The sequence below is a fragment of the uncultured Microbacterium sp. genome, assembly GCF_947488465.1.
Classification (GTDB): domain Bacteria; phylum Actinomycetota; class Actinomycetes; order Actinomycetales; family Microbacteriaceae; genus Microbacterium.
The window spans coordinates 167456-192590 of the sequence record NZ_CANKZA010000006.1 but is presented as its reverse complement, the minus strand read 5'-3'; the positions used below and the strand labels follow the sequence as shown (position 1 = coordinate 192590).

The window sequence follows — 25135 nt, the reverse complement described above, 5'->3', positions numbered from 1 at the left end:
ATGTCGGGGCACTCATACAGAATGGACCCGTGCCCGCCGTCGCTCAGGTTCTCGAGCTCGCCCAGCTCGTCGAGCGCGACGCTGCGTGGAAGCTTCTGCGAGCGGACAGCGCGCCCACCATCGCTGGTCTTCTGGGCATTCACCTGGGCGGGGATGAGCGTCGCGTCGATGCCGAGGAGTTGTACGAGCGGATCGACGCCGACCTCGAGCGACTGCGCGCGCAGGGCATCGCCCTGCCGCTGACGGCGAAGGGGTACTGCGGGCAGTGGCGGACGGCCGGATTCCTTGTGCGTCGGCCGTCGTCGGAAGCCCGAGGTGAGACGCTCGAGCTGTCGCCGGACGCGATTGCGGGCATCCGATTCCTCCAGGGACGCGCCGCGCCGCGTTCGAGTGTGACCGAATCGCGGCTTGCGAGCCTCGCCGCGCAAGTGCGCCGCCTCGCGATCGACACCGATCCGGACGTCTCAGCACGCATCGCACTGCTCGAGGAGGAAATCGAAGCGATCGAGCGCCGGATCGAGAGCCTCCGCTCGGGCGACGAAGCGGCGATCGATGAAGACCGGGCGCTCGAACGCGTTCGCGATGTGCTGGCGCAGGCTGCGGACGTTCCTGACGACTTCGCTCGGGTGCGTGCCGAGTTCGAGACTCTGAACACGTCGCTGCGGGCGAAGATCGTCGAGTCCGATGTCTCTCAAGCATCGGTCGTCGACGAGGTCTTCCGCGGCATCGACCACATCTCCGATTCGGACGCCGGCCGCAGCTTCGCTGCCTTCTCCCAACTCGTCCTCGACCCTGCGCTCGGCGCAGCCTTCGCGGCCGACGTCCGCCGAATCCTGGATCGCGGATTCGCTCGCGACCTCACCTCGGATGAGCGCCGGGTGCTGCGCTCCTTCCTCACGACGCTCAAGGGCCGAAGCGCCGAGATCCACGATGTCATCACGCTCTTCGCGCGGGCGCTTCGCCGCTACGTGCAGTCGCAGGACTATCAGCGGGACCGGGTCTTGAGGACACTGCTGCGCGACGCTCAGCACGCAGGCGTCGCAGCAGCCTCGCAAACGCGGCCATGGCAGTCGACGTCGCTCACCCTGGATCTCTCTGCTGTCGCCTTGTCGAGTGTCGGTGCGATCGACCTTCATGATCCCGCCGAATTCGCCGCCACCGAAGAGGTCGTCACGCAGACAGCCTCGCTTGCGAGCCTCGAAGAATTGCGTGCGATCGCTCGCGAGACGGAGATCGACTTCGACGAACTCACTCGCAACGTGAACGACCTGCTCGCAGAGGTAGCCTCGTGCACCGTCGCGGAGGTCCTTGCTCGACACCCCGCGACGCAGGGGGTCGGAAGCGTGATCGGGCTGCTGTCGATCGCCGCCGAACAGGGAACCATCGACGATGAGCCGGAGATTCTGGCGTGGCAGGGCGCCGACGGAGTTCCGCGCGCGGCAATGGTCGCCGCGCACCGATTCACAGGAGCGGTGATATGACCGAACCGTTCACAGCGGATGTCATCGACGATGAGCACATCGGACTCTGGCGTGGCGACGTCGGTGAACTTCCCGATCGCACGCGCCGCGTCTTGCTGCGTCTGGTGCGCGGCCCGTATCTTTCCGGAGCGCGCGAGGCGCAGCTGTGGGGTGTGTTGCTCACCGACGAGGCCGTCATCCGATCGCGGCTCGCCGATCTTTTCCTCGAACTGGTCATCGATCGTGACAACGAGTTCGCGTTCGTCCGCAATGCGCCCGCCGACGACGCACCGAAAGCCGTACGGTCCGAGTCGCTCACGTTCCTCGACACCGCGATGCTGCTCATCCTGCGCCAGACCTTGCTGAGCGAGGAAGGGAGAGGCCGCGTCATCGTCGGGCAGGTGGAGGTGTTCGAACAGCTCGCCGTGTTCCGCACCCCGGATCGGGACGAGAAGGACTTCGCGAGCCGCGTCAACTCATCGTGGAACAAGATGCAGAACAAACTGCGCGTGCTGCACGCCGTCGGCGACGACCGCGCCGAGATCTCACCTGTGTTGCGTCTGCTCGTCGACGCCGACCAGATCCGCGCGATCGCGGCGGAGTACCAGCGGATCGCGCGCGAGGGTGCGGGCGATGTCGCCGCCGTATCGCAGGATGACGAGGACGAAACCGAATGACGATGCTGAGCTTCCCCGTCGACGAGCCGGAGACCGATCCGACCAGGCTCGGACAATGGCGCCTCGCCCAGATTGAAATCGTCAACTGGGGCACGTTCGCCGGCCACGTCGCCGTGGGCGTCGCGCGTGCCGGACATCTCTTCACGGGCGCATCCGGCTCGGGCAAGTCGTCGCTCCTCGACGCGATCGCCGCCGTCTACACCCCGGACCGGTGGCTGAGGCTCAACGCCGCCGCTCAAGACGGCGCCTCTCGGAACAGCGATCGCACCCTCATGAGCTACGTGCGCGGCGCGTGGAGTAAGGAAGCGGACGAGACCGCCGATCGGGCCGCCACGAGCTATTTGCGAGCAAAAGCGACGTGGAGCGGAATCCTGCTGCGATACGAGAATCTCCGTGACGAACCCGTCTTACTGATGCGGGTGTTCCATGCCCCCGGCACCCGCACCGAACCGACCGCGCTGAAGGATGCGCGGATCTTCGCTCGCGGTCAGGTGCGGCTGCTTGACATGAAGCCGCACGTCGAGGGCGGCATCGACGCTCGCCGCATGTCGAAGGCCTTCCCAGATGCGCTGATCACCACGGGTGGTCGGCACGGGCGCTTCCATGAGCGAGTCATCCGCGAGTTCGGGTTCCGGGGGGACGCCACTCTCCAGCTTCTGCACAAGACCCAGTCGGCGAAGAATCTCGGTACCCTCGACGCCCTGTTCCGGGGATTCATGCTCGACCAGCCGGGCACCTTTGCGCGCGCCGAGACGGCCGTCGAGCAGTTCACGGAGCTCGACGCCGCACACCGGCACGTGGTCGATCTGCGGAAGCAGGCCGATTCGCTGCGCAGGGTGGACGAGGCGATCACGGCGTTCGACCTGGCCGGTGCGGAGACAGCAGCGATCTCTGAGCTGCACGATGCCGTGGAACCGTTCACTTCGGTACTCAAGCTACGGCTTGCGAAGGATGCCGAGGCGCCGGCGCGGGCCGGGCTGGCGCGCGCCGACAGCGAGTTGAGCGACGCTGTGCGGGAACAGCGACTGGCCGCCGAAGCGCTGGAGAGCGCAAAGGCGCGCGTCCGGGACGAGGGAGGAGCGCGGGTCGAGCTGCTGCAGGAGCGGATCGAAAGCGCGCAGCGCGACGAGGACATCACCGGGCAATACCGAGCCCAGCTCGTCGCCGAACTGGCGCGCATCGGAGCCCCGCTGCCCGAAGACGCCGAGCAGTTCGCGGAGATGCTCGCGGCCGCCGTCACAGAAGCCGCGCGTGACATCGCAGCAGTACCGCATGACGTGCGCGACGCCGCAAGCCAGACGCGCAAGGCGCTGGAGCACGTCACGAAGCAGATCCAGTCGCTGAGAGATCACCGAAGCAACATCGACGAGAGGCTGTTGAGCGCCCGGCGGTTCATCGCCGATGCGATCGGCGTTCCGGCATCCGCGCTGCCTTTCGCGGGCGAACTGATCTCGGTCGCCGAACAGCACTCTGCCTGGCGTGGCGCAGCCGAGCGTGTGCTGGCTTCGCTCTCGACAACGCTGCTCGTCCGCGACGAGCACCTCGCAACGGCACGCCGCGCTGCCGACTCGCGCACACTCGGTGTGCGGCTCGTCATCGAAGCGGTGCCGCACACCGTCGACGAGCCGCGCCGCCCCAAGGATGCCCGGTCGCTCGTCCACCGGCTCGCGGTGAGCGACGGACCGTTCGGCGCCTACCTCCGCAGGCGCCTGGCCACCGAGTTCGACTACGCCTGCGTCGTGCACCCCGACGAGCTCGAGGGCATCGAGCGCGGTGTCACGATCGGCGGCCTCGTCAAGCGCAACTCGCGCAGGTACGAGAAGGACGACCGTCACGATGTCGGCGACGCCACACGATGGGTGCTGGGCGGCGACACCGAAGCGCGGCTCGGCGCGCTGCTCGCGCGTCATCGCGACGCGACGGCCGCGATGGAGCGGGCGGCAGCCCGGGATGCCGAGGCCGACACTCGTCGGCAGGACGCACACATCCGCCGCGATGTCTTCGCGCGCGTGTCGTCCTTCACCTGGACGGACATCGACCTCGGATCCGCCGCGGCGGTCACCGCCGCCCGGCGCGACGAGCTCCGAGCGCTCACAGAGGAGTCAGTCACCCTCCGCGAGGCGCAGGAGGTCGCAGAACGGGCGACGCAACGGCGGGAGGACGCGAACGCCGCTCACGCCCGGGCTGTCGGCGACCACGCGGTGGCTCGCCAGCGAGTGGAGGCCATCGCGTCGCAGATCGCGGAGCTCCAGGCGACCGCGCCCGAGGCGGTCGATGAGGTGACCGTAGATGCCCTGGACGCTCGCTTCCGAGCCGAGCGGCGCTCCGTGAGCCTTGAGACGGTCGACGAAGTCGCACGAAAGGTGCAATCGGCGCTCTCGAAGGAAAAGGATGCCGCGGCAGCTCGCGCAGCGGACGCGGAGGCGGGGTTCGCCGGACGCGCCGCCGAGTTTCGGCTCGGGTGGCCGGCGGCATCCGCCGAGCTCACCGCCGACATTCGCGATCGCTACGGCTACCGCGATCTGCGCGACGGCATCCTTGCCCGCGGGCTGCCGGAGAAGGAGACCGAGTTCCGGAAGCTCTTGCGCGAGCGATCACAGGACGTCGTCGCGCATCTGCTCAGCGACCTCCGTGACGCCCCGGGACTCATCCGCGAACGGATCCTCCCCGTCAACGCCTCGCTCGGGCGGTCGCCGTTCGAGGGTGCAGACCGGTTCCTCGAGATCGATGTGAAGACGATGCGCACCCCGGAGGTCGAAGACTTCCTCGGCGACCTCCGCCGCATCGTCGAGGGCAACTGGTCGGACGAGTCGGCCGCCGGTGCGGAACAGCGCTTCGCCGTCCTGCAGCGGGTGATAGGCCGACTTGGATCCAAAGACCGCGTCGACGCCGACTGGCGGGTGCGGGTGCTCGACACGAGGCTTCATGTGAGCTTCCTCGCGAGGGAGAAGGACGTCACCGGCCGCGTCACACGCGTGTACGACTCTGCTGAGGGTTTGTCGGGCGGCCAGCGGCAAAAGCTCGTCATCTTCTGCCTCGCCGCAGCGCTGCGTTACCAGCTGACCGAAGAGGAGGACGACGTCCCGAAGTTCGGGTCGATCGTGCTCGACGAGGCGTTCGATAAGGCCGACAGCCACTACACGCGAAACGCGATGGAGGTGTTCCGCGAGTTCGGCTTCCACATGATCCTCGCCACACCGCAGAAGCTGCTGCAGACCCTCGAGCCTTACGTGGGCGCGATCACGTCGGTGTCGAACCCCGACCGCAGGGCATCGCGGCTCGCAAACGTCGTGTTCTCCGTCGAAGAGCCTGACACACAGGCCTCACCGCACGCGGAGCTGCACGCGTGACCACGTACGTCTCTCCGTCGGATGTGCGCGCGCGAGCGAAGAAGCTCTTCGACCGTGATGCGCGCATGTGGGCTGCTGAGCAGCAGACCGCCGTCGTACTCGACGTTCCGCTGCGTCCGCCGACCGAACGCGAGGCGCTGGGTGACCTCGAGCGGGTCCGCGAGTGGGTGGACGCCTGGCGAGGCCTGGATGAAGGCTCAGGGATAGAACTCGAGTGGGTCGTCCGCAACTGGTCGCGCATCGGGTCGCAGGAAGTCCCCGTCCGTGCGGTGCTGCGCGGGGCGGAGGCGATCGCTCGCGTCGCCGGCGAGACGGAAGGCTGGCGCGTTCTGGTGGCGAGACTCCATGCGCTGCGGGAGTCCATTGGATTCGACGTGAGCGGCGTTCTGCGTGCACATGCGCGCGCCATCGCCGACCTCGACGATGACGACTTCGGGCGACTCGTCGATGTGCTCGCGTGGTTGCGCGAGCATCCGGGATCGGGTCGCCTGGTCCGCGAGCTGCCGATTCGGGGAATCCACACCAAGTGGATCGAGACTCGTCGCGGGCTCGTGGAGTCCTTGCATCGAGCGGGAACCGGCGCGCTCAACCTCGGCTTGCGTGAGTCGTCACCGCTCGTACGGGTCCGCGTACTCGACCCGTCGCTGTCCTTCCACGGACTCACCGATGTGTCGGCGCCGGTCGACGACCTTGCAGCGAATCTGATCCGTCCCGAGCGGGTGTTCGTCTTCGAGAACCTCGCCACCGTGCTCGCGATGCCGGACGTCCCCGGAGCAGTCGCCGTCCACGGAGGTGGGCACCGCGTCGATCTCGTGGCTCGCCTCCCCTGGGCCCAGGCGGTGATGTACTGGGGGGACCTGGATTCGCATGGGTTCGCCATCCTCAACCAACTCCGAGCCGCGGGAGTGGACGCGACGTCGGCGTTGATGGATATGGATACACTGTTCGACCACCGCGACCTGTGGGGCATCGATCCAAGTCCGAACGTCGGCGTACTCGATCAACTCACGCGTGGTGAACGCGCGACGCTCCAGTCGCTGAGCGCCGAGGGGAACATACGCCTCGAGCAGGAACGAGTCCCGTGGGACTACGCACTCGCGCGGCTCGGGGTTCAGCGACTCCCGGATGACGCGGATCATTGAGCAGCCGACAGCGATGTAGCGACGACCTCAAAGTGGGGCAAAGGATAAGGGGCCTCGGCTTGCGCCGGGCCCCTTATGTGTAAGCACCGATCCGCGAAGCGTCCGGTGTTTGTGCGTCTAGTCTAGCCTGTGTGTCGCCGATCGAGCCTGTGAGTTCCCGATTCGTCGGCGACGCTCGACTGCAGCGGATTCTCGATGACGCCGGTGGTGACATCACTCGCGCGCACGAACTGTTCGAGTGGAATGTCCGCGCATCGGGCGCTGCGATGGAGGCGATCCACGTCTTCGAGCTCGTCCTGCGCAACGCCATCGATCGCGAGCTGCGTATCTGGAACGACGGGATGGCCGGGACGCCGCACTGGCTGTTGCGCCCGCACCCCTACCTGCTGCGCGCGCTGAACCAGACTGAATTGTCGAAGGGGGCAACGCGAGCTAGACGCATCGCCGCGGACCACGACCGGCCGGTGAGTCACGATGACGTGCTGGCGCAGATGTCGCTCGGCGTGTGGCGCTACCTCCTCCCGTCCAAGGCGAACAAGTCGAAGCAGAAGCTCTGGACCGTCGCCATCAAGAACGCGTTCCCGGCCTGGCCGGGTGACTGGTCAGCCGAAAGCATCGTCGCCCGCGTCGCCAACGTTCACGACCTCCGCAATCGAGTCGCCCACCTCGAACCCCTCCATCGATACGATCTCCGCAAGGTTCGTCGAGACATGCGGAGCGTGTGTCACGCGATCGGCCCCGATGCGGCTCGCTTCTTCGTCCAGATCGAGAGGTTACTGCCCGTGATCGAGGCCAACCCCGCGATCCACGAGCTGTGAGGGCCTGAAGATTTGTGCCACGTTTCTGCCACGAATCGAACCGGATCGACCTGATCGGAGCGGATGTCGGCGACGTCAGTACCCTCGGAATCGCGCGGTTTCAGTTGACTTCGATTGACAACGGCGCGATTTCAAATCCCTCCGTCTCCGCAGAAAAATCCCCGGTCAGCCGGGGGTTTTCTCGTTGGGCTCAGTGGCAGGAATCGCCTGGGAGATGTGGCTAGGGTCCCCCAGGGGTCCCCCGCGGGGACCTCTGGGGGACCCCTGAGTCGGTTTCGACGCTCCCGCGAAGGCGCATGACGCCTGGAATTCCGCGTGATTCCGCGGGTAACGGGCGTTGCGAGTTCGCGGAGGACTCCACCCCGCGAAGGTGGAGTCCTCCGCGGCCAATGAACGGCGCTGGTGTTCGTCGTTTAGGTGGCCGCCATCGTGCACTTCATCGCGCCGGTCCAACCGACGTCTACGGGGTGCCCCCGGCAACCTTGGCGGCCTTCGACGTCGCGTCGGCGCCCCTGGAAACAAGATCGACAATCTGGTTCAGCTGTTCGTTCGTGGGACCAGCATGCTTCGCGGCGTCGCGGCTATTGAATCGCGACAGCGTGTTCTTGATGAAGACGGTGTCTCCGAGAGCGCGACGCACTTCCGCTCGCTCGTCGTCGGCCGCGCCCGCGTAGAAGGGCTCGAGGGCGGCAAGCGCGAGCTTTACGTCTTCGGCGCTGTCGGCCCCGCGGAAGTGCCTGCGCGCTTCGATCGTGAGAAACGACCCCACGCCAGCGAGTGCGAGGACGAGGGCGCCGCGGAGAACGCCATCTCCGACCGTCAGGGTGAGGTCCTTGTCGATCGCGATCCATAGCACCCACGCTCCAACGACCACAGCGAGTGCGAAGAAGACGAACGACGCCCAACGCAGACCGTGGGCGTTCCATCGCTCACGCTTGGCACGCCCAGCCCAGTCGGCGGCGGTGAGATGACCCGCTGCCTGCTCTACCAAGCGGCGGCCCGTCAAGGCAGCGGTCGCGAGCAACTGAATGTGGGTAGCCATTTCCTCATCAAGTGATGCATCGCGGGTGTCTCGGTCTTTCTTCCACGCTGTGAGGTCTGCCTCCCACTCCCTGCGAAGCTGCTCGTCCGCTGTGCTGACGACCTGGCTGATGGTCGCGGCGTCGGCTGTGAGCTTGTCGTGCTGTGCGTCGACCTTCTTGGTGAGGGTCGCCAGCTCGGTCGTCTTCGCCACGACTTCATCGTTGAGCGCCGACACAGCCGACTGAAGTTCAGCGAGCTCATCTTGGCGGGCCTCGATCGCCTTGTCGAGCGCCACAACATAGCTCTCGTTGACCTGGCGAGGTGGCGGGCCAGGTAGATCACGTACCCGGGCTCTCAAGTCGTTCATGTACGACTGCTGCGACCAGGATCGGAACTACTGCTCGTCCGTGGCGAGCTGATTCAAGTTGTCGCGGATGATGTCGAGAATGTCGTCGTAGAGCGTCGGTTGTGGGTTCGACCTAGACCGTGCTGCGGCCTCGAGCATGGTGATGACCTCGAGGCGGTGCTGCTCGAGGGCCTGTTGGGAGTACTTGACCGTCTCGAGCGCGCCGCGCTTGAGATCGATCACGTCCCACACCTCATGCTGTCGATACCGCTCGATCTGCGTCTGTGCCATAAATGGAATGTATCGGCCGCCACCGACGCCACGAGCAGGCCGTGTGGGCAAACGGCTTGCATCACGACCGGAATTTCTCTGCGCACGTGGAATCTCTCTGTGCACGGCAACGTCCCTCAATCGCGCAGTACCCGCATGGGGATCGGGCGCAGTCGCTCACCGAGTCATTCTCGTCTGGTGGATACCGGACGTCGTGGCGAGGAATGCCGCTGCATCGGACGTCTCGATCGCAGTGAGTGCCAAGTCGCCGCGCAAGTTCGCTTTGAGGCCTAATCCAAGAGGCCGCAGTGCCGCCGCCGCTACTCTCGAACCGTGACAGATAGGGACCTTAACGAATCGCCGCGTCCACGAGTACTGGTAATGCTGCCTGGGGGTGATCCCGAGGCTGCTGTATCCGCGCTTGAAGGGCTAGCCGGGAGTACGCGAGTCATCTCGTCGATTGATGAAGTGCACGCAAGCGAGTGGGACGCAATCGTGCTGTCCTCGCACCTCGGGCGGCGCTTCTTCGGAGGCTCGGGGGATGGGTTCACCCGTCGAGACGCTCCTGTGCACCTCAACGCAATTGTTCTTCTGACAGGTGACGGAAGCTTCCAGGACGTCCTGGAAGACGGGAGCAAGACGTACATTCGAGCACTCGGACCACACTTCGCGAAGGGCAGGAGGGCGACCATTTCAGACGGCCTCGCGGACGAGCTGGAGTTCCTAGTCCGGCAACAGCTGGTTCCGGCAGTCGCTGCGCGTGACGAGCAGCACGGGCTCAAGACGACGGGCTCCGGACCAGGTCTCGGCGGCGACGAGGACACCCTTCAGCCCTTCTTGATCGGCCCCGACGATATGGTGTACGCCGCCAAATACGAGCGCGTTCCTGGCTCCTCAGTGTGGGTCGTACCCGATGACGTACCAGACATTCGCCCGTGGTTCCGGTTGGCATTCGCCGAGTGGCACCGACTCGACCCGGAGACCTACTTCGGTGCGCCCGACTGGTTCGACGCCGACAAGTGGTTCACTCCCGCGGAAACGACGAAGTCCGCGCAGATCGCAGCCGAGCTGGACGATTTCGCGGCGGCGCAGTTGGCACACGAGGAGCGCCTGTCGGCGCTGGAGCGCGACCTGGCTGCTCTGCGCGCGGCCACTGCGGAAAACGAGCGTCTATTGATAGCTGGCCAGAACCTCGATCTTCAGGCGCAGGTCCGCGACGCTCTCGTGGAGCTCGGTTTCGATGTGGAGGACATGGACCTTCAGTGGGACCCGCGTGAGCCTCGGGAGGATTTCCGCATTCGAGACTCCGCCGATGCGACCTGGATGGTGATCGGCGATGCGACCGGCACAACGAAAGGCGTCAAGGGCGTCAAGCTGATGACGACGGAGCGTTTCGTGACCAAGTATGTCGCGGACAACCCCGGTCAGCCGATCCCGAACTTCTGGCTGATCGCCAACCACTTCGCGGAGCGCGATCCGGACTCCAGACCTGCTGACCTCGTCCGCGGCGACGAACTCGGGCTGGTCGAGGCATCCGGAAGTCTCGTCCTCGACACAGTCGCCCTATTCCACATGCTTATGGCAGCACGCGTCACCCCGACCCTCAAGGCCAGCATTCGAGGAGTGCTTCGCTCGGCGAGGGGCCAGTTCACAGCAAAAGCTGCGCTGGACTGGATCGAGGCCAACGCCGCAGAGTAGCCCCGGTCCGCGTGGACCACCCGCGCGTTACTGGCGGGGCCCGCGATCCTTCCAAAGCCGCATACGTTGACGTCACCCGGTCCTGAGCGGCGGTTTCTCGTTTAGGTATCTTCACCGGGCAGCGCGCGTAAGAGGGATCGCGGTGAGCACGAGCCGCCCGGTGATCTAGGTTGGTCGGATGACCGAAGTCGCGCTCGCCGGCCAGCTGGTATGCGCCTCGCCCGCGGAATCGGAAGTCGTGGAGGCCTTGCTTCCTCAGCATGTTCTGTTGACCCGCGCCGAACCTGGATGTCTCCTATTCGAGGTCACGCGCCGCGGGTCGTCGCCCGTGTGGGATGTCGCAGAGCGATTCGACAACGAAGACGCTTTCCGCGCGCACCAGGCGCGAGTAGCGGAGAGTGTGTGGGGAGCGGAGACCGCCGCGATCAGGCGGGTCTACACCGTCACTGGCCTCGCCGCTGAGTAGGCGGAGCAATGCGCGCAAGTCCGTGCCGCTTGCGGGAATTGCTCGTACGGGGATCCGCTGGCGGGCGCCCCGGTCCACCCTGGTCGTTGCGAACGGTGCGCGCCTAGAATGGTGGGGCACAGCGTTCTATCGGAGGTGAGTGGGCATGGCGAAGCAGGTTACTCGTGAGGCGCTTCGTCGTGCCGTGGAGAAGTCCACTCGTTCCAGTGCTGCGCTCGAGCGTCGCTCGGTTCCGGCAGGTCACGTGCGTTCGGAGAAGGCGGCGCGGTTTCTCGCGGCGCGCCACTCTGCGTGACTTCTCTCGACCCTGGGTATGGGGAGACTCCGCTCGAACCGGACGAGGCCGACGCGCTGACACCGACTGCGCGCGCCCTGTTGGGTGATGACCCTCAGCGTGCCGACGTGTACGACGTCGAGCAGGAGATCAGTGACGAGGTGAGCCTCGCTCTGGCTGCCGTCGTCGTCGAGGGGCGGGTGGCGTTGTCGGAGCTACTCACGGACGGGTTCATCCGTGAGGTTCATCGCCGACTGTATGGAGACATCTGGACCTGGGCGGGCGTGTATCGACTCACGGAGAAGAGCGTCGGCATCGACCCGGTCCAGATCGCCGTCGAGTTGCGGCAATCTCTGGACACCATCGTGTATCGATGGGAGCACACCGAAGATTGGTCGGCTCGTGAGCTGGGTATCGCCGTCCACGCGGAGGCGGTCCGGATTCACCCCTTCGTAGACGGCAATGGTCGCGTGACCAGGCTGCTGGCGGATCTGGTGTTCTTTGCTGCGCAGGATGCCTCCGACGGGCTTCTCACGTACGACTGGAACGTCGAGAAGCGTCAGTACATCGACCTGCTCCGCGCGTACGATCGGACTCGTGACCCCAGAGAACTCGCCTCGTTCATCCCTGTTATGGAGGTGGACTGACGTGGGCGATCTGATCGACGACCAGGGGTCCCCCAGGGGTCCCCGAGCACTCGGGGCAGGGGGTATTCCAGCGCAGATGGAGTGAATAGAGTGCGTCACGTGCGACCGGCCGGGGGGCAGGAATCGCCAGGTAAAGCAGGAGATCCGCGGTATTGCGCGGCGGGACCGTCGTCGGAGTATCCGGGTCCCAGAAGGCCAATTTGACCCTGCTAAGGTGGAGTTCCCTTTTGGGAACCGAGAGTTCAAATCTCTCCGTCTCCGCCACAAAAGCCCTGACCGGGAGCTATTAGCTTGATCCACCTTCGATGGTGTTCGCGTCGCTCAGTGGTTCCGCTTCTGCGTCAGGTGACCCCCAGGTGACCCCCGGCTGATTCAGTTGCTCTTCTCGCGCTAGCCGATCAACGTGGGCGCGACGCTGACCCTCGCCGAGAATGAGGTTGACCCCTGATTCCGGACACTGACCAGGCGGGATCCGCGTGATTGCGGTCTTGCCGGGGAGGATGTCCGTGATGGGCACGAAGAGCAGGAAGACGTATACGCCGGAGTATCGCCGTGAGGCGGCCCGGCTGGTAATCGACACGGGACGGCCGGTCGCGGTCGTCGCGCGCGAGATCGGGGTCGGTGAGCAGCTGCTGGGCCGGTGGGTGCACGCGGAGCGTGCGCGCACCGATCCTGGGGAAGCGCCGCTCGGGTTGGACGAGCGTGCCGAGCTGGAACGGTTGCGCCGCGAGAACCAGGAGCTGCGGATGGATAACGAGTTACTGGGAAAAGCGGCGGCCTTCTTCGCATCGAAGCAGAACCCGAGGAACGGTTCGCGGTGATCGAGGCGGAGAAGGCCAACGACACGATGATGACGATCAGCGGCATGTGCCGGCTCCTCGGCGTCGACCGACGCCGGTTCTACGAATGGCGTGCCCGACTGGCTGCGGGCCCGTCGCTGCGGCAGCAGCGGGCCGCGGAGCTGACCGTTCAGATTCGTGGGTTTCATGCCGCCTCTGACGGCACGTATGGGGCCCCGCGGATCCTGGCGCAAGACGGTCGCGAAACTTATGCGGTCCGACGGAATCACGGGCATCAGCCCGCGTACCTGGCATCCGCCGACCACCGTGCGTGGCGCCGATCCGTTCCCTGTTCCCGATCTCGTCGAGCGTCAATTCGACCAGGGCGGGCGGGATCTTGCCTGGTTCAGCGACATCACGTATCTGCGGACCGGTGAGGGGTGGGCGTACCTGTGTGTCGTGAGGGACGGTCATACCCGTCGGTTACGGAGGCCCTTCGCCGGTGGCTCGCGTGCGCGTCCGCCCCGTCTGATGCGCCCAGATGGCGATTTCGACGCGGTTGCGGGCGCCGAGCTTGGTCATGAGGCTCGCAATGTGTGTTTTCACCGTGCTGAGGGTGATGTACAGCTCGCTCGCGATCTCGCTGTTGCTCAGGCCGAGCGCGACTTTCGTGAGCACCTGCTCCTCACGGTCGCTGAGAGGCTCGACCGGCTGCGGCGGAGGTGCGGCGGGCTCCGCTCCGGCGAAGGCCGCGAGCAGCCGGAGCGTGACGTTCGGGGCGATCAGGGCATCACCGCTCGCGGCAGCGCGGACCGCTTGGGCAAGCAACGCCGACCCGGCGTCCTTGAGCAGAAAGCCCTTCGCGCCCGCGCGCAGCGCCGCGAAGACGTACTCGTCGAGGTCGAAGGTCGTGATGATCACGACCGCCATCGGGTCGGCCACGCCCGGGCCGGCGAGCACCCGAGTCGCCTCGATGCCGTCGAGATCCGGCATCCGAATGTCGAACAAGCAGACGTCCGGTCGCAAACTGCGGGCGAGGGCGACCGCTTCGTTGCCGTCGACTGCCTGACCCACGATCTCGATGTCCGGCTGCGCGCCGAGGATCATGCTCAGCCCGGTGCGCACGAGCTCCTGGTCGTCGGCGATGAGCACGCGGATGGTCACGGTGCCCATCCAACACGAGGGAGCACCGCGGTGACGGTCCAACCGCCGCCGGGTGCCGGGCCGGCCTGGCAGGTGCCGCCGAGCAGGGCGGCACGCTCCATCATGCCGATGATGCCGAATCCGGGCGCCTGAGACGCCGCGACGTCTCCGTCGTTCACTACGCTCAATCGCACCCCGCCCTCGTCCGCCTCGACGAGCACGTCGACACGGGTGACATGCCGCGCGTGACGGAGGGCGTTGGTCACCGACTCCTGCGCGAGACGGAATACCGCGGCGGCCACGGGGGGCGGGATGCCGGCGTCGTCGCCTGCGACCTTCACCGTCACTGTCGCGCCGTCCGGCCTCGATCCGGCGAGTTGCTCGATGTCACCCAGACGCGGGCTCGGTGCCAGCTCCGCCGTCTCGCCCTGCCGCAGCACCCGAACCATCGACCTCAGCTCGCTGAGGGTCTTCGCTGCTTCCACCTCGATCACACCGAGGGCATTCTGCGCTGCGCGCGGGTCTCGCTCCGCCACCGCGAGGCCCGCCTGCGCGCGGATCGCGATTGCCGAAACGTGGTGGGCGACGGTGTCGTGCAGGTCACGGGCAAGGTGCTCGCGTTCCAGCATCCGGATGCGATCGAGCCGACGTTGCTGAGAGCCCGCGCGGTAGCGAAACGCGATGCCGAGCAGCGACACCGTGAGCAGCAGCGCAAACCCGCCGATCAGGTCGTCGAGACCGCTTCCGCGAACGAAGAACAGTCCGAGGCTCGCGAGAAGAATGGCCGACGCGATCACCAAGTCGCGCCCGGAACCCCATCGAAACAGTGCGTAGATGATCACTGTGACGAACAGGCTCGTGTAGAGAGTCGAGTCGGGCAGGAGCACGTCGGTCGGCACCGTCACGACGAACACGATCACGAGCATGAGCAGCGGCCGGGTGCGACGCCACAGCACGGTCGGCACCACGGCGAGCAGCGGGATCACCGCGAGCATCGGCTGAGAGTGGTCGGTTCTGAGGATGCCCTCGACGACCGCCAGCACCGCGAGGAGTGCCACGAGAACCCAATCCCGCCAGACGCGGCGGGGCGGAGGGGGCGCGGCACTCGGCGCATTCCACACGGAAAGCCAGAGCCCGGTCACCCCGTCAGAGTACAGGCGCACCCCGGCGCACGACTCCGCTCATCCGCCGGCGGGACCGCCGCCAGATGAGCGATTCGGCGACGACACTGTTGATGACGAAGGCCGTGGCAACAAGCCATGTCTCGCCGAACGCGTCGACCTCGCCGATCGGGATCGTCCACAGCGCGAAGACGAGAGCTTGGGTTCCGCCGGAAACAGCGACCGCGTAGGCGCGCGTCATCCATGCTCCGTGCGCGACGAAGTCGCGACGAGTGATCGCGATCACTCCCCGCACGAGAAACACCGTCATCCCGACGGCGAAGACGAGGCGGACCATCGCAAGTGCGAGCTCATCAGCCGGGCCACCGAAGAAGACCGCGAGCCAGACGGCGGACAGTGCCGCGAGGAATCCCGCGGGGATCAGTGCACGGCCGGCGATGCGGTGCCAACCACGCCGAGTTCGCAGTACCGGAGAGAACTGGAATGCGCCGAGAAGGCAGTACACGCTCATCGCCACGATGTGCGCAACCATCGCCACCGCTGAGGCCGAGAGCAGTGTGCTTTCGGAGCCGGCACTCACCTCTCGCAGGCTGAGCACACCGCCGAGCACAGGGAGTGCACTGAGCAGCAGGAGACCGGTGATCGCGAGCCATCCGCTCCTCGGTCGATGCCGCTCCTTCTTCTGCTCGGCAATCGTCCCCGTGTCCGTCCTTTGATGCGACATGCCTCGATGCTCGCCTGACCGAGCGCCCCACACATCGGTCCTCAGCACGGATTCAGAGCGGTACTTTCGGCTGACCCAATCCGGGCCTCCTGGCCGATGACGCGCATCCCCGAACCGGCGAACATCGAGTTATGACAACCCACACGACCATGACCGCGGCCGTCGACCGCCGCTTTGGCGCACCGAATGTCGTGTGTTTCGGGCAGCGCGGCGGTCGCAGCCGGCGACCGCGGACAAACCAATCCTCACTACATCGAAGGAGTATCCGATGAGAAAACGTCAACCCACCACCGCACTGCTGGACCAGGGTGTGCCGGTTCAAGCCAAGCTCGCCGCCGCGTGGACGAGCTTCGTGTTCCTGTACGTCTATGTCGACATCCTCGCCTTCTACAAGCCCGGCGTAGTCGATGACATCCTTATCGGCGTCGTCTGGGAGTTCGACATCACCCCGACGTGGGCGATCACGGCGCTGACTCTCCTGGCGATCCCGATCTTCATGGTCGTGCTGTCGATGACGCTGCCCGCCCGGGCCAACCGCATCACGAACCTCATCGTGGCCTCGCTACAAGTCCCCTTCGCCGCCTTCAACGCAGTGGGCCAGCTGGGCGAGTCGTGGATGTACTTCTACCTCCTGGGTGTCGCACTGGAACTGATCCTTCTCGCCCTCATCCTGAGATACGCCTGGACCTGGCCCCGCACCGCACCGTCGGCGATCATGACGACCAGCCCGGACCGTGAGGCCGCTCGGACCCCGCAGTAAGCGTGAACTCAAGAGCAGTCCCTGGCCCGTCCACAGTCATACGCGTGGCGCGCGGACACGCTCCCTGATGCGAGACACAGACGACAACTGCGCCGACCGGTGGGGCCTTCCACGGCCCCACCGGTCGGTCTGGCTGATCGGCCGGGTGGCCGGTCGCGCACACTCCGTCGTGACCCGGGGTCACGCACAGCAGCAGCTGGAGAGCCCGCTCGCTCCTCAAATCGTCACTCGTCGGCGGCGCAGTCGTGTCGCCTGAAAGAAGCAAACCGTGAGATCCACAGATCAGGCTGAGTCAGTCTGTCGCGGCGCCGGGTCCGCTGGAATCGAGAATCCGATACCGCAGCTCACCCTCGTCGGCGTGATCGGAGTCTGGTCGGCGGCTGCTTTTCCGATGGCCGTGCTTGCGTGGCTGATCGCGCCGTGGCTCGCAGCCGGCTGGGGCTCACCCCTCGCCCTCGCGCAGACCCTCATCCTGCTGTTGACCGCGGGACTGGTCTGGCAGTTCGCGCTGGTTCTGATCCTCGTCTACCGAGAGCAGCGAACCCTGAAGTGGTCCGTCGTTCGAGACGTTCTCTGGCTGCGCGCACCCCGTAACCCCAAAACCGGCCGCCGTGGGGGGCGCGCCTGGCTCGTCGTCCCGATCGTCGTCGTGGCGTTCGCTCTAGAGGAGTTCCTTCCGTTCGAGATCGCCCCCGCCGAGGGACGCGACTTCGGTGACTTCCTCGGCTCCCCCGACGGGCAGGCGACCCTCTCCGGCTCCTGGCTCTGGCTTGGCGTCCTGCTGGCCTTCTTCGTCTTCAACACCGTGCTGGGTGAGGAGCTGCTATTCCGCGGGTACTTGCTCCCTCGCATGCAGGGCGTTTTCGGGTCGTGGGACTGGATCGCCAACGGAGTTATCTTTGCCCTCTACCACCTCCATGTCCCGTGGATGATCCCGATCACCCTGATCGACACATTCATCCTTTCGCTACCATCTCGCCGGTACCAGAGCGCCCTCATCGGGATCATCGCGCACAGTGCACAGAGCGTGTTCCTGATCGCTCTCGTCCTCATGCTTTTCCTGACCCCATAGCGCCCCGACCACGATCGGAGGGAGCGGACATGAGGCTCGTGTCGGCGACGAGTGAGAAGTAGGCCAATACGACGGGCGAAATCTAGGCCACTTGTTCGTGTTTGTCAGTCTGCTGGATCTTGAGTTTTGATGCTGGGGAGACTGTCGAGGCCTCGGCCGCGGAGTCGGTAGCTGGCGCCTTTGAGGGTGAGGACGTCGGCGTGGTGAACGATGCGGTCGATCATCGCGGCGGCGACGGCTTGGTCGCCGAAGACGCCGCCCCAACCGCTGAACGGCAGGTTCGAGGTGAGGATCAGCGACGCGTGTTCGTAGCGACTCGAGACTTCTCGTTCGAGGACGGCGGCGAGGTAGTCTTCGAACGACCATCCCGCATCACGCGCTTGGTCCGCCATCCGGGTTGCGGCCTCGGTGATCCGGGGCGCCTTCAAGGCGCCGGCGAGGTAGGTGATCTGCTTCGCTGACTAGGTGCTCTTCGCGGCCATCAGGCGACCCCCTCAATCCCGAACGCCCGGTCATAGTCCGCGAGATCCCGACTCAGATCATCAGCCGCGGCCAGCGCCGGCCGGGGCTGCTGGAATTGCTGCCGCAACCGTTTCGCGTTCTCGAGATGGGCGGGGTCGGTGATCGTGGAGCCGCGCGCCCAGACCCGGGCGTGGTCCGCGACGATCCGCCCATCCAGGCGAACCCTTTCCGCCAGTGCCGACCGCCTGGCAGCGGGCGGTTCGCGTCTCGCTCAGCGAGTGAGCGTGAGGCTCGCCACCGAGGCTTGAATCGCCACCGCCGCGGCTCCTCGCGCCCATGCGTCGAAACCGGATTCGTCGACGTAGAGCTCGATGGGGTCAGCGAGGGGATCGCGGTCGGCCGCGATCGCGGCGCGGATCGTCGGTTCTGCGACGGCGAACAGCCCGATCCCGTCGCCGGCGAGCACGGTGGCAGGTTGCATCGTGAGATTGGCGGCGAGAGCGATGAAGCGGCCCAGTGCTTCGCCGGCAGCGGAGGCGACGGTGCGTGCGGCCGGATCTCCGGAGGCTGCCAGAGCGAGGAACTCCGCGTAGTCGACAGGGCGCTGGAGCGCTCCGGAGACCTGGGCGGTGAGCGAGCCGATCGTCAGCATGGCCTGCGCGCACCCGCGGTGCCCGCGCTCGCACAGCGGTCCGTTGCCCCCCGAGAGCGGGATGTGCCCGCCGAGCCCGGCGCCGACCTCTCGCGTGCGCACCACTTCGCCGTGGGCGACGACGGCGTAGCCGATGCCCTCGCCGATCGTGATCACCGAGAACCCGGGCAGCCCGCGACCCATACCGAACCAGCGTTCCGCCTCGGCGAGCGCGACAAGATCGTTCTCGATCGTGACCTGCATTCCGGTGGCGTCCGCGAGCATGGCTCCGAGGTCGACGTGTCGCCAGCTCAGGAACGGCGCGTACTCGACGATGCCGTGATCGACGAGCCCACCGAGGCTCACGCCGAGACCCCGGATATCAGCGTCGAAGCCCGCGATGCAGTCGCGGATGGCGGAAACGACAGCCGCGGGTTCGCGTCCGCTCAGCGGGCGTGCGTGGGTGGCGACCAGCTCCGCGCGCACGTCCGTGAGGGCGGCATAGAGAGTATCGCCGGTGAGTTTGATGCCGAGATATCGGGCATCGCTCGGCGCGACGTCGAGGGGGCGGGTCGGCCGGCCGACGGATCCGTCGGACACATCATCCAACTCGACGAGAAGGCCACGGTCGAGGAAGGGTTTCGCCAGACGAGTGAGGCTCGCCGGGGAGAGTCCGAGTCGTGTCGTCAGCGCGGAGCGTGAGATGGGCCCGTGAATGAGGACGGCGCGCGCGAGCGCAGCTTCACTGTCCGTCAGCATCACGACCTCCTTTGATTCCATCTTGGCACTTACTTCGCGCGCAAGGAGGGATGCCCACGGAAAAACCAGACCCTTGTGGGGCAGATTAATTCCGTGCTAAAACTAATGCATGCGATTCAATGACGAAGGTTTGCAGGTGACCGCACCCCGAGAGCCGGGGCCGATCTCATCCGACGTGAGTGTGCTCCACCTCCACCGCGGCGGCACCAGCGTCGTGATCGATCTGGCATCGGAGTCGGTTCCGGCCATCGTCCACTGGGGCGAGGAGCTTCGCGAGTCGACACCCGACACACTGCACGGCCTCGCGGTCGCCGCTCGCCCGCAACGCGTCTCGGGTGGGCTTGACCGCACACCGCGGCTGAGTGCTGTCGCCACCGAAGCCTCCGGGTGGCTCGGTACGCCGGCGGTCGCCGGACACCGGCGCGGGGCGGGCTTCAGCATCCACCCGGAGGTCGTCGGCGTCGCGGCGACCGACGACCGCGCGACGATCTCGCTCTTCGACGCCGAAGCGGCGCTCGCACTGCAGTGGGAGGTCGCGGTCGGGGAGTCCGGTCTTCTCCACCAGCGCATGACGGTGCGTAATGCGGGCGAGGGCACGTACTCGTTGGATGCCGTCCACCTCGTTTTCCCGACGCCGTGGGATGCGACCGAGCTCCTCGACACCACCGGGCATCATCTCCGGGAGCGCGCCGCGCAACGCCACGCGTTCACGCTCGGAACGCACGTGCGCGAGAGCCGCCGGGGCCGCCCCGGCGCCGATGCGACCGTGCTGATGGCCGCAGGGCGACCCGGGTTCGGCTTCGAGCAGGGCCGCGTCCACGGCATCCACGTCGCGTGGAGCGGCAACCACCGCGTTCTGGCGGAGCGCGTCGTCACCGGCGAGGCGTTCCTGGCCGGTGGGGAACTGTTCGTCCCCGGCGAGGTTGAGCTTGCCGCCGGAGAGACCGTCCGTTCGCCGTGGGTCATCGGTTCGTGGGGCGACGGTCTCAACGAACTCTCGCATCGCTTCCACACCGAATGGCGCGGGCGCGCGCAGCACCCGACCCGGCCGCGTCCGACCACGCTCAACACGTGGGAAGCGGTGTACTTCGACCACTCCTTCGAGCGTCTCGCGGCGCTCGCCGAGACCGCGGCGGAGGTGGGCATTGAACGCTTCGTCCTCGACGATGGCTGGTTCACCGGCCGTCGCGACGATACGCGCGGGCTCGGTGACTGGGAGGTGGATGCCGATGTCTGGCCCGACGGCCTGCATCCGCTCGTCGACAAAGTGCGCTCGCTCGGGATGGAGTTCGGCCTCTGGGTCGAACCCGAGATGGTCAATCCCGACAGCGATCTCGCGCGCGCACACCCCGACTGGATCCTGCGGGGCCGCATGTCGCTCCCGCCCTCGGCGCGTCAGCAGCAGGTGCTCGACCTCGCTCATCCCGCCGCGTATCGGCACATCGCGGATCGGCTGCACGCACTGCTCGACGAGTACCCGATCGCGTACCTGAAGTGGGATCACAATCGAGACCTCGTCGACGCGGGGAGCGGTCCTGGCGGCGTGCCGCGCGTGCGGGAGCACACTCTCGCTCTCTACCGCCTGCTCGACGAGCTGAAGAGCACGCACCCCGGTCTCGAGATCGAGAGTTGCGCCTCCGGTGGAGCCCGGGTCGACCTCGGGATCCTCGATCGCACCGACCGCATCTGGACGAGCGACAGCCTCGACCCCCTCGAGCGGCTCGAGAACCAGCGTTACACCGGCTTGGTCGTCCCTCCGGAAATGATGGGGATGCATCTCACCAGCCCCGTCGTCCACTCGTCGGGACGTACGGTCTCGCTCGAGCTGAGCGGCGCGGTCGCCCTGCTCGGTCACTTCGGAGTGGAGTGGGATCTCACCGCGGCCGACGCACCCACGCGTGCGCGCGTCGCAGAGTGGATTTCGCTCGCCCAGCGCCTCCGTCCGCTGATCGCGCGCGGCGCGGTCATCCATGTCGATGGCGTCGACGCGGGGCTCGATGTCCGCGGGATCGTCGCCGCAGATTCCGCGTCGGCGGTCTTCACCATCACGCAGACCGCCACGAGCGCCGCCTATCCGGCCGGCCGAATCCGCTTTCCCGGTCTGGATGCCGCGCAGCGCTACACGTTGCGGGCGGTGTCGCGTCCCGCGCACGATGCCGCGCAGTCGGAGCTCGAGTGGGCGGCATCCCCGATCACGATGACGGGCCGCGAACTCGGCAGCATCGGCATCCGTCCCCCCGTCCAGTTTCCCCAACAAGCGACCGTCGTCGAGATCGTCGCTGAGTCCTAACCGATGCACGACACGCGCAAGGAGGCGCACAGATGAAAATCAGACAACGTGGTGTGATCCGAACGGTGGCCGCGATCGCGGGCATCGGGACGATCGTCGCGCTGAGTGGGTGCTCACCCTCGGCGGGCACTGAGGTGACGACGCTCAGCTTCTTCCAGTTCAAGGGCGAAGCACTCACCGATTTCGCCGAGATCATTGAGGACTTCGAGGCCGAGAATCCCGATATCAAGGTGGTGCAGAACCAGGTCGCCGACTCGGAGACCGCGATCCGCACCCTGTTGGTCAAGGACAAGGCGCCCGACGTCATCACCCTGAATGCCAACGGCGGTTTCGGCAAGCTGGCGCAGGCCGGAGTGTTCTACGACTTCTCCGACGAGCCGGTGTTGCAGACCATCAACCCGGCCGTGCAGGAGATCCTCGCGCAACTCGGCACGAAGGACGGTGAGATCAACGGACTCGGCTACGTCAACAACGCCAACGGCGTGATCTATAACCGCGACATCTTCGAGGAGCAGGGGCTGGAAGTACCCGAGACGTGGGACGAGTTCATCGCGGTGTGCGATGCGCTGCAGGATGCCGGTATCGATCCGTTCTACGGAACACTTGCCGACTCATGGACGGGCATGCCGTCGTGGAACGCGCTCGGGGCGTATCCGTCGCAGGACGGGTTCTTCGACGAGATGCGTGCGCAGGGCGAGGACGTGGGTCCCGATTCGCCGGTGTCGTTCGAGAAAGACTTCGCCGACGCGATGGCCCAGCAGGGTCAGCTCTTCTCCTATATGCAGGACGGTTACCGTGGTCGCACCTATGACGATGGCAACGCTGCCTTCGCTGCGGGGGGAGCAGCCATGCTCCTGCAGGGCATCTGGGCGCTGAGCCCGGTGAAGGGCATCAACCCCGACATCAACGCGGCGATCTTCCCCTACCCGGTCGCCGACGATCCCGACGACCGCCTCCTGGTCTCCGGCGTCGACGTCGTCGTCACGATGGCCAAAGAGACTCCCCACCGGGAAGAAGCGTTGCGCTTCATCGACTACCTCTTCGAGGTGGGCGTCATCGAAGAGTTCGCCGCGTCTCAGAACATGATTCCCTCCGTCGAGGGAGCGGAGCTCAGCGATGATCCCGCGCTGCAGTCGGTGAAGCCCTTCTTCGATGAGGGGAAGATCACCGGCTTCATCGATCACCAAGTACCAGCCAGCATTCCACTCGTGTCGATCGTGCAGCAGTTCTTGTTCGACGGCGATGTGGATGCTGCACTCGCCACCCTCGACAGCGAGTGGCGCAAAGTCGCTGCCCGCACGATCCCCGTGACGGGAGACGGACAATGACTTCTCTGACGAGCGCCGTGCGCACCTCGACGGCCGGGCCGGGCGCGAAAAAGCATGCCACGCGCGTGGGTTCCAGCCGTGATCGCGCGTTGCCGGCCTTCTATTGGATGGTCTGGCCGGCCGTCATCGCCTTCGCGGCGTTCCACACCATTCCCGTGATCGTGGGTGTCTTCTTCAGCTTCACGAACTACGCCGGGTACGGCGAGTGGAACTTCGTCGGCCTGTCCAATTACCTGAATCTGTTCAAAGACGACCGAGTGCTGAAGGCCTACGGGTTCTCGTTCCTCTTCGCGATCGTCGCCACGATCCTGACCAACGCGATCTCCCTGGCGATCGCGATGGCGCTCAACGCGAAGATCAAAGCACGCAACTTCTGGCGCGGCGTGTACTTCGTTCCGTACGTCCTGGCGATCCTGGTGATCGGCTACGTGTTCCAGTTCCTCTTCTCGAACTCGCTGCCGAAGATCCTGTCGGACATCCCGCTGTTCCGCGACAACATCCTCACCAATCCCGATTGGGCATGGACGGCGATCGTCGGGCTCGCGGTCTGGCAAGCCTGTGCGTTCTCGATCATCATCTACCTGTCGGGACTGCAGACGATTCCGGCGGAACTGTACGAGGCGGCGTCGCTCGATGGCGCATCGTCGTGGCGGCAGTTCGCTTCGATCACCTTTCCGCTCATCGGGGCCTTCTTCACGATCAATGTCGTGCTGAGCCTCAAGGGCTTCCTCCAGGTGTTCGACCCGATCGTCGCACTCACCAATGGTGGGCCGGGAACGTCGACCGAATCGGTCACGCTGCTCATCTTCCGGGGGGGATTCTCCGGTGGAGAGTTCGCCTACCAAACCGCGAACGCTGTGGTGTTCTTCATCGTGATCACCATCGTCTCGCTCCTGCAGTTCCGGGTTCTTCAGCGCAGAGAGGTCGATTACTGATGTCATCGACAGCCACCATCCTCGCCCACGCAGAGGCGGCCACGCCGTCGCCGAAGCGCCGCCGCCGCGCACCTGCGGATGACGATTCACGCAAGACCAACTGGTGGGCGACGGCGTTCATCGCCGTGTGTTCCCTCACCGTCCTCATCCCGCTGTACCTGGCGGTGTCGGTGGCATTGAAGACGCCGGAGCAGCTCGCCGCGGGCACGGGGTTCGAATTGCCGAATCCCATTCGCTGGGAGAACTTCGCGGATGCCTGGGAACGCACCGCCTTCCCGCAGGCGCTGCTGAATACGGCGATCATCACGGTCGGAGCCGTGGTGTTCACCTTGCTCACCAGTTCGGTCGTCGCCTATGCGCTCGCGCGCAACAGCCACCGGCCGTTCTTCAAGGGAGTGTTCTTCTACTTCCTCGCGGCGCTGTTCATCCCGTTCCCGATCATCATGCTGCCGCTGGTCAAGCAGACGGCGCTGCTGGGCCTCGACAACCAGGTCGGCATGATCATCCTGTACACGATCTACGGGCTGTCGCTGAACATCTTCATCTACTCCGCGTATATCCGTTCGATCCCGATCGAGCTCGAAGAAGCGGCGCGGGTGGACGGTGCATCGACGTGGCGGGTGTTCTGGCAGATCATCTTCCCGTTGCTCACGCCGATGAATGCCACGGTCGGCATCCTCACGTGTGTGTGGGCGTGGAACGACTTCATCATGCCGCTCGTCGTCCTGACCGATCCCGGGGCTCGCACCCTGCCGCTCGCGCAGTATGTGTTCCAGGGGCAGTACAACACCGACTACACGACGGCGTTCGCGTCGTACTTGATGGCGATGGCGCCCTTGCTCATCGTGTACATCTTCTCCCAGCGCTGGGTTATCTCCGGCGTCACGCGGGGATCGATCAAGTAGGTATCGAGGGGCGGGGCGCGAGGGTCGGATCTCACCGGGGATCCGGCCCTCGCGC

Annotated in this window: 22 protein-coding genes and 1 tRNA gene; 16 read left to right on the top strand and 7 right to left on the bottom strand. The window is 65.9% G+C overall.

The features are described from left to right. Positions 1–29 precede the first annotated feature (29 nt). The 5 genes from Q0653_RS13490 (at position 30) to Q0653_RS13470 (ending at position 7447) form a co-directional block, all read left to right on the top strand. The gene (locus tag Q0653_RS13490) at positions 30–1481 is read left to right on the top strand and encodes a DUF3375 domain-containing protein (RefSeq protein WP_298945158.1); all 1452 of its coding nucleotides are present in this window, start codon (positions 30–32) and stop codon (positions 1479–1481) included. After that, complete coding sequence (locus Q0653_RS13485) at positions 1478–2137, top strand: DUF4194 domain-containing protein (protein WP_298742125.1); 660 nt, start codon at positions 1478–1480, stop codon at positions 2135–2137. Before Q0653_RS13490 ends, Q0653_RS13485 begins: the two co-directional genes overlap by 4 nt. After that, positions 2134–5487 (top strand): SbcC/MukB-like Walker B domain-containing protein, encoded by a 3354-nt coding sequence (locus tag Q0653_RS13480; RefSeq protein ID WP_298945156.1) that lies wholly within the window; start codon positions 2134–2136, stop codon positions 5485–5487. The genes Q0653_RS13485 and Q0653_RS13480 overlap by 4 nt, the downstream gene beginning before the upstream one ends. Further along, the gene (locus Q0653_RS13475) at positions 5484–6629 is read left to right on the top strand and encodes a DUF3322 domain-containing protein (protein WP_298742127.1); all 1146 of its coding nucleotides are present in this window, start codon (positions 5484–5486) and stop codon (positions 6627–6629) included. The genes Q0653_RS13480 and Q0653_RS13475 overlap by 4 nt, the downstream gene beginning before the upstream one ends. A 149-nt stretch (positions 6630–6778) precedes the next feature. After that, positions 6779–7447, top strand: a complete 669-nt coding sequence (locus tag Q0653_RS13470) for a hypothetical protein (RefSeq protein WP_298742128.1) — start codon at positions 6779–6781, stop codon at positions 7445–7447. 460 nt (positions 7448–7907) lie between these two features. Here the strand turns inward: Q0653_RS13470 and Q0653_RS13465 are convergent, their stop codons facing one another. Together Q0653_RS13465 and Q0653_RS13460 are read right to left on the bottom strand one after the other, a co-directional pair. Beyond that, positions 7908–8765 (bottom strand): hypothetical protein, encoded by an 858-nt coding sequence (locus Q0653_RS13465; RefSeq protein ID WP_298945154.1) that lies wholly within the window; start codon positions 8763–8765, stop codon positions 7908–7910. 99 nt (positions 8766–8864) lie between these two features. Next, positions 8865–9107, bottom strand: coding sequence for a hypothetical protein (locus tag Q0653_RS13460; protein ID WP_298742130.1), 243 nt, complete (start codon positions 9105–9107; stop codon positions 8865–8867). A 546-nt stretch (positions 9108–9653) separates the two neighbouring features. On the opposite strand from Q0653_RS13460, the gene Q0653_RS13455 reads away from it, so the two are divergent. From Q0653_RS13455 to Q0653_RS13435, 5 genes are all read left to right on the top strand, one after another. Continuing rightward, complete coding sequence (locus Q0653_RS13455; RefSeq protein WP_298945152.1) at positions 9654–10784, top strand: hypothetical protein; 1131 nt, start codon at positions 9654–9656, stop codon at positions 10782–10784. Between the two features lie 178 nt (positions 10785–10962). Continuing rightward, positions 10963–11250: an antibiotic biosynthesis monooxygenase gene (locus Q0653_RS13450; RefSeq protein WP_298945150.1), complete on the top strand. Its 288-nt coding sequence runs from the start codon at positions 10963–10965 to the stop codon at positions 11248–11250. 291 nt (positions 11251–11541) lie between these two features. After that, positions 11542–12171 (top strand): Fic family protein, encoded by a 630-nt coding sequence (locus tag Q0653_RS13445; RefSeq protein WP_298742134.1) that lies wholly within the window; start codon positions 11542–11544, stop codon positions 12169–12171. Positions 12172–12344: 173 nt separating this feature from the next. Continuing rightward, a tRNA-OTHER gene (locus Q0653_RS13440) sits at positions 12345–12435 on the top strand. A 245-nt stretch (positions 12436–12680) separates the two neighbouring features. After that, positions 12681–12992, top strand: coding sequence for a transposase (locus tag Q0653_RS13435; protein ID WP_298945149.1), 312 nt, complete (start codon positions 12681–12683; stop codon positions 12990–12992). Positions 12993–13433: 441 nt separating this feature from the next. Here Q0653_RS13435 and Q0653_RS13430 read toward each other — a convergent pair whose 3' ends face one another. Genes Q0653_RS13430 through Q0653_RS13420 form a run of 3 tightly spaced genes read right to left on the bottom strand, consistent with a single transcriptional unit; the run spans position 13434 to position 15938 of the window. Next, on the bottom strand, positions 13434–14114 hold the full coding sequence (locus Q0653_RS13430) for a response regulator transcription factor (RefSeq protein WP_298945146.1): 681 nt from the start codon (positions 14112–14114) through the stop codon (positions 13434–13436). Next, positions 14111–15235, bottom strand: coding sequence for a sensor histidine kinase (locus tag Q0653_RS13425; RefSeq protein WP_298945145.1), 1125 nt, complete (start codon positions 15233–15235; stop codon positions 14111–14113). Before Q0653_RS13425 ends, Q0653_RS13430 begins: the two co-directional genes overlap by 4 nt. 4 nt (positions 15236–15239) lie before the next feature. Continuing rightward, positions 15240–15938 carry a DUF2306 domain-containing protein gene (locus Q0653_RS13420; RefSeq protein ID WP_298945143.1) on the bottom strand — a complete coding sequence of 233 codons (699 nt, stop codon included), beginning with the start codon at positions 15936–15938 and terminating at the stop codon, positions 15240–15242. A 268-nt stretch (positions 15939–16206) separates the two neighbouring features. Here Q0653_RS13420 and Q0653_RS13415 point away from each other — a divergent pair, with 268 nt between their 5' ends. Both Q0653_RS13415 and Q0653_RS13410 read left to right on the top strand, forming a co-directional pair. Further along, positions 16207–16698 carry a DUF6326 family protein gene (locus Q0653_RS13415; protein ID WP_298945140.1) on the top strand — a complete coding sequence of 164 codons (492 nt, stop codon included), beginning with the start codon at positions 16207–16209 and terminating at the stop codon, positions 16696–16698. A gap of 268 nt (positions 16699–16966) precedes the next feature. After that, complete coding sequence (locus tag Q0653_RS13410) at positions 16967–17770, top strand: CPBP family glutamic-type intramembrane protease (RefSeq protein ID WP_298742140.1); 804 nt, start codon at positions 16967–16969, stop codon at positions 17768–17770. A 104-nt stretch (positions 17771–17874) separates the two neighbouring features. Here the strand turns inward: Q0653_RS13410 and Q0653_RS13405 are convergent, their stop codons facing one another. Beyond that, positions 17875–18198, bottom strand: a complete 324-nt coding sequence (locus Q0653_RS13405) for an ATP-binding protein (RefSeq protein WP_298945137.1) — start codon at positions 18196–18198, stop codon at positions 17875–17877. A 305-nt stretch (positions 18199–18503) separates the two neighbouring features. Further along, positions 18504–19622, bottom strand: a complete 1119-nt coding sequence (locus tag Q0653_RS13400; protein ID WP_298945135.1) for an ROK family transcriptional regulator — start codon at positions 19620–19622, stop codon at positions 18504–18506. 136 nt (positions 19623–19758) lie between these two features. On the opposite strand from Q0653_RS13400, the gene Q0653_RS13395 reads away from it, so the two are divergent. The 4 genes from Q0653_RS13395 to Q0653_RS13380 are packed head-to-tail and all read left to right on the top strand — an operon-like array spanning position 19759 to position 25080. Next, positions 19759–21912 carry an alpha-galactosidase gene (locus Q0653_RS13395; protein ID WP_298945133.1) on the top strand — a complete coding sequence of 718 codons (2154 nt, stop codon included), beginning with the start codon at positions 19759–19761 and terminating at the stop codon, positions 21910–21912. A gap of 32 nt (positions 21913–21944) precedes the next feature. Next, entirely contained in the window at positions 21945–23240 is a 1296-nt protein-coding gene (locus tag Q0653_RS13390; RefSeq protein ID WP_298945131.1) for an ABC transporter substrate-binding protein, read from the top strand. Further along, positions 23237–24175, top strand: coding sequence for a sugar ABC transporter permease (locus Q0653_RS13385; RefSeq protein WP_298945129.1), 939 nt, complete (start codon positions 23237–23239; stop codon positions 24173–24175). The genes Q0653_RS13390 and Q0653_RS13385 overlap by 4 nt, the downstream gene beginning before the upstream one ends. After that, positions 24175–25080 (top strand): carbohydrate ABC transporter permease, encoded by a 906-nt coding sequence (locus tag Q0653_RS13380; protein WP_298945128.1) that lies wholly within the window; start codon positions 24175–24177, stop codon positions 25078–25080. Before Q0653_RS13385 ends, Q0653_RS13380 begins: the two co-directional genes overlap by 1 nt. The last annotated feature ends 55 nt before the right edge of the window (positions 25081–25135 follow it).